This is a genomic window from Psychrobacter sp. DAB_AL32B (genome assembly GCF_002224105.1).
In the GTDB taxonomy this organism is placed as follows: Bacteria; Pseudomonadota; Gammaproteobacteria; order Pseudomonadales; family Moraxellaceae; genus Psychrobacter.
This window is the reverse complement of record NZ_NEXU01000034.1, coordinates 1-3662: the sequence shown is the minus strand read 5'-3', so window position 1 is coordinate 3662 and position 3662 is coordinate 1. Positions and strand designations below refer to the sequence as shown.

Genomic DNA, 3662 nt, shown 5'->3' with positions numbered 1-3662 from the left:
CTTGTATTAAAAGCACTTATATTAAGAATGCTTTTAATATAAAGATTTAGAGTCATTGAAAATTAAGGGCAGTTGATACTTTTTTAAATTCAAAAAGTATATTTAGACAAACTATAACAACAACTAGAGGAAACATTATGAGTAAGCAGATTTTGTTAATTGAAGATGATCCAGACTTAGCAGAGTTAATCAGCGATTATCTGACCATGAATTATTATGATGTCCATCATGCAGGACTTGGTCAAGAAGGTCTTGATTTATTGGATACCAAAGAACGTGATATCGATTTGGTTGTGCTAGATCTTATGCTGCCTGATATGGATGGTATGCAAGTTTGCCAAAAAATTCGCGGCAACAAGAATAATATGACCAATAAAGTCCCTATCATTATGCTCACCGCTAAAGGCGACACGACAGATCGCGTGCTGGGGCTAGAGATGGGGGCTGATGACTATATATCAAAACCATTTGAGCCGCGTGAACTCTTGGCGCGTATTCGTTCGGTTATTCGCCGACATGAGCAGCCTAATCAAGCAGACAGTCAATCGGATAGTCTAACGTTTGGTCGTTTAAGCGTCTTCCCTGACAGTCATGAAGTCACTATTGATGATCTGCCCGTACGCTTGACGACACATCAGTTCCAGTTGCTACATTATTTTGCTACTCATTCTGGCAAAGTGCTGAACCGCGAACAATTGTGGCAAGCGATGCCAAATGATGACAGTTCAGACAATATCGATCGCGCAATCGATGTGCATATTTCACGTCTACGTGCTTTAATCGAAGACAACCCACGTCAGCCAAAACGTATTATTACGGTTCGCGGCGTCGGTTATCAATTTGCCACCGATCAGGTTTAGTCAGTAGTAAATAAGCCAGTAGTAAATAAAAAGTTAAACTGCTTTAAAGCTGTTCGTTAAAAGGGGTATCATACTTATGATACCCCTTTTATGCTTGCTAATATAAAACGATATAAGCATAAAGTGATATAAGCGCCTGATAATAGAGATGATTTAATGCAGCAATTGGGTTTTCGTTCCGTATTTGCTAAGCTATTTGCCAGTGTTATGCTGGCACTTATCTTATTTGCCGTTGCGATGGTGCTATTGACGCAGCTGGTACATGACAAAGATGCTGGTATCCGCTCAGAGGTATTGGCGACGCAAATTTTAGGACAAATAGACCCGTTTCTGCATGAGCTAAACATCGCTGTTAGCAAGGACAATCGTTTACAGTCACGCTTTATGCTGGCGGTAGTCAAAAAAAGCTTTGATATCTTTGATGAATCATTACAGGCAAAGATGGGATTATATGACAGCGAAGGTCGTTTGCTGATGCAAACGGACAATAGCGATTTGCCGTTAGAGTTACCGGCACCGCCTTCCTTATTGTCACGTGTATTTCCTTCATTTGCCGAGACTTCCCCGACCAAGCAAGCCCAAGTTTATAGTAGTACAGGCTATACACTATTGTATGAATCACGCTTGCCACCTAAAAAACCGGTGCTCTCTGCGGCGCTGAATTTATTTACTGGTACGCTGCTGCTACTACTGATTATGGCTGGCGTCCTTTGGTGGATTGCCCGTAGCATCACTTGGCGCATCAATCAGTTGAGTCAGCAGATGGCTCAGCTCGGTGATGGCGATTTTACGGTACGAGTCAATGCCCGTGGTAATGATGAAATTGCCTCGCTCGCTCGCGGATTTAACCAAGCCGCACAAAAAATTGAACATCTTATCGATGCCAATAATTTATTACTAGCGCACGCCTCTCACGAGCTGCGCACCCCCATCACTCGCATTCGCTTGCAGATTGAGATGATGGATATGCTAGCTGGCGCTCTGCCAACCGATACCAAAGAAAAGTTTGATAAGCGCGCCCAAGCGATTAATCGTGATCTATCAGGTCTTAACGATTTGGTCGAGAGTATCTTACTTGTGAGCCGCTTAGACGCTGGACATGCCTTACAGCAAGTTGAACATTTAGATTTGTATGACTTGGTGAATCAAGAGCGACAACACTATCCTGAAGCGACTTTAATTGGTGAGCATATTGCGATTGATGGTCAGTCATCGATGCTTACTCATTTAATTCGCAACCTACTAACCAATGCCATGCTGCACGGAAAACCTCCAGTAACGGTACTGCTTTATGGCGTGCAAACGATTGATGAAGCTGACGAAATCCCTGATTTTTTATTACAAACAGTGCTATGCAGTAGCTTTGCTGACTATAACAGCTCAGATTTTGACTCCTATGATGAGCCGCCTAGCAGTGTTAATGGGCTTGAAGAAAATAAGCATAATCTACACACCTTATCAAATCTTGATGACTCTTTTAGTGCCGCCAATCATAAGCCAAAAGTAGAAACCAGCGAGCATCTAACGATGTTACCCGCACCCGATATCTACAAAAATGGCGAAAACGTAGTCATTAATAATGATGTTAATACTGATAATGATGATGGCATAGAGACAGCTGACGATAGCCTCGGCACCAGCATCACTCACCAACAGGAGAAAACAGAACCTACTATCACTATAGATGAGTCTAAAATTATTACCAAACCTTCACTAATTGCCAATTACCATAACTTTACTACCGATTTGACGGATAAAATTAAAAAAGTTATGTGGCGTGCCGTTCCTGAAAACCATGAATCTTCTGTAATCTCTGTAGATAATAATATCGATAGCAAGTCTATAAATAACAACAAAGAAGGTGGTGATAAGGTTAGCAAAACTAACCCTATTGCTGTGAAAGAGGATACCAAAAGCAATTCTAAAGAGAACGGTGCCACACTTAAAGAAAGTCTATTTAGCAAGCATTTGAAGAAACCTAAAGCCGAACCAACACGTCCACTACCAAAATATGCTGTCATGGCAGTGATTGATGAAGGCGCGGGTATCCCTGAAAATAAACGCGAAGAAGTCTTTAGTCCATTCGTGCGCTTACAGCAAAAGAATAAAGGCTCAGGGCTTGGCTTATCATTGGTTGCGCAAATTGTCACCGCCCATCAAGGGCGTATCATCACTGACACTATTAATGGTCATACTCGATTTTTAGTGGTCTTACCTGTCAAACAAGACCCTCATTATAATTACCATGATAACCGTGACTGACTCTGCAAGCTCATACTATAAAATGTCAGATGCTATGTCATTCATGCTAACCGCTTATCTATGTCATCCACATCTCGTTTGATATAGATACAGTCTGTTCAAAATAAAAAAGACGCATTCAAAATACACACCAAACTGGAATTATCAGCCAGTGATGGTTGTCCGTATCCAAAACACCCGATAATATGCTATATTAGCGCCCCTTATTCTAGGGTTATTGATGTTGTTTTCAACTTGAGTCTTTACTATAAAGAGACACTGCAACAGCTTCATGACTATTAAAAATATTTATTGAATTTTGAGCCCTCCATGAGTGACATGATTGTCTTAAACGATGTGACCAAAAGTTTTTTAAGTGACCGGTCTATAAAAGATAAAGACGGCAAGCCACATTGGTTTACTGCTGTCGAGCCGACGTCACTAACTGTTCAGCAAGGCGAAATCTTTGGGCTTGCTGGGTTATCGGGCCAGGTAAATCTACCCTCTTACGTCATATTATGTTACTTGAGTGTCTGGATTACGGCACGGTGTTTATAGCTG

General features: G+C 41.4%; 2 protein-coding genes and 1 pseudogene. All 3 read left to right on the top strand.

What is annotated here, in order from left to right:
- Positions 1-137 precede the first annotated feature (137 nt).
- Entirely contained in the window at positions 138-860 is a 723-nt protein-coding gene (locus CAN34_RS04190; protein WP_079692599.1) for a response regulator transcription factor, read from the top strand.
- 156 nt (positions 861-1016) lie between these two features.
- Positions 1017-3122, top strand: coding sequence for a HAMP domain-containing sensor histidine kinase (locus CAN34_RS04185; RefSeq protein WP_089554577.1), 2106 nt, complete (start codon positions 1017-1019; stop codon positions 3120-3122).
- Positions 3123-3431: 309 nt separating this feature from the next.
- Positions 3432-3662 (top strand): annotated as a pseudogene (locus CAN34_RS14455) (ATP-binding cassette domain-containing protein); the annotation flags it as partial.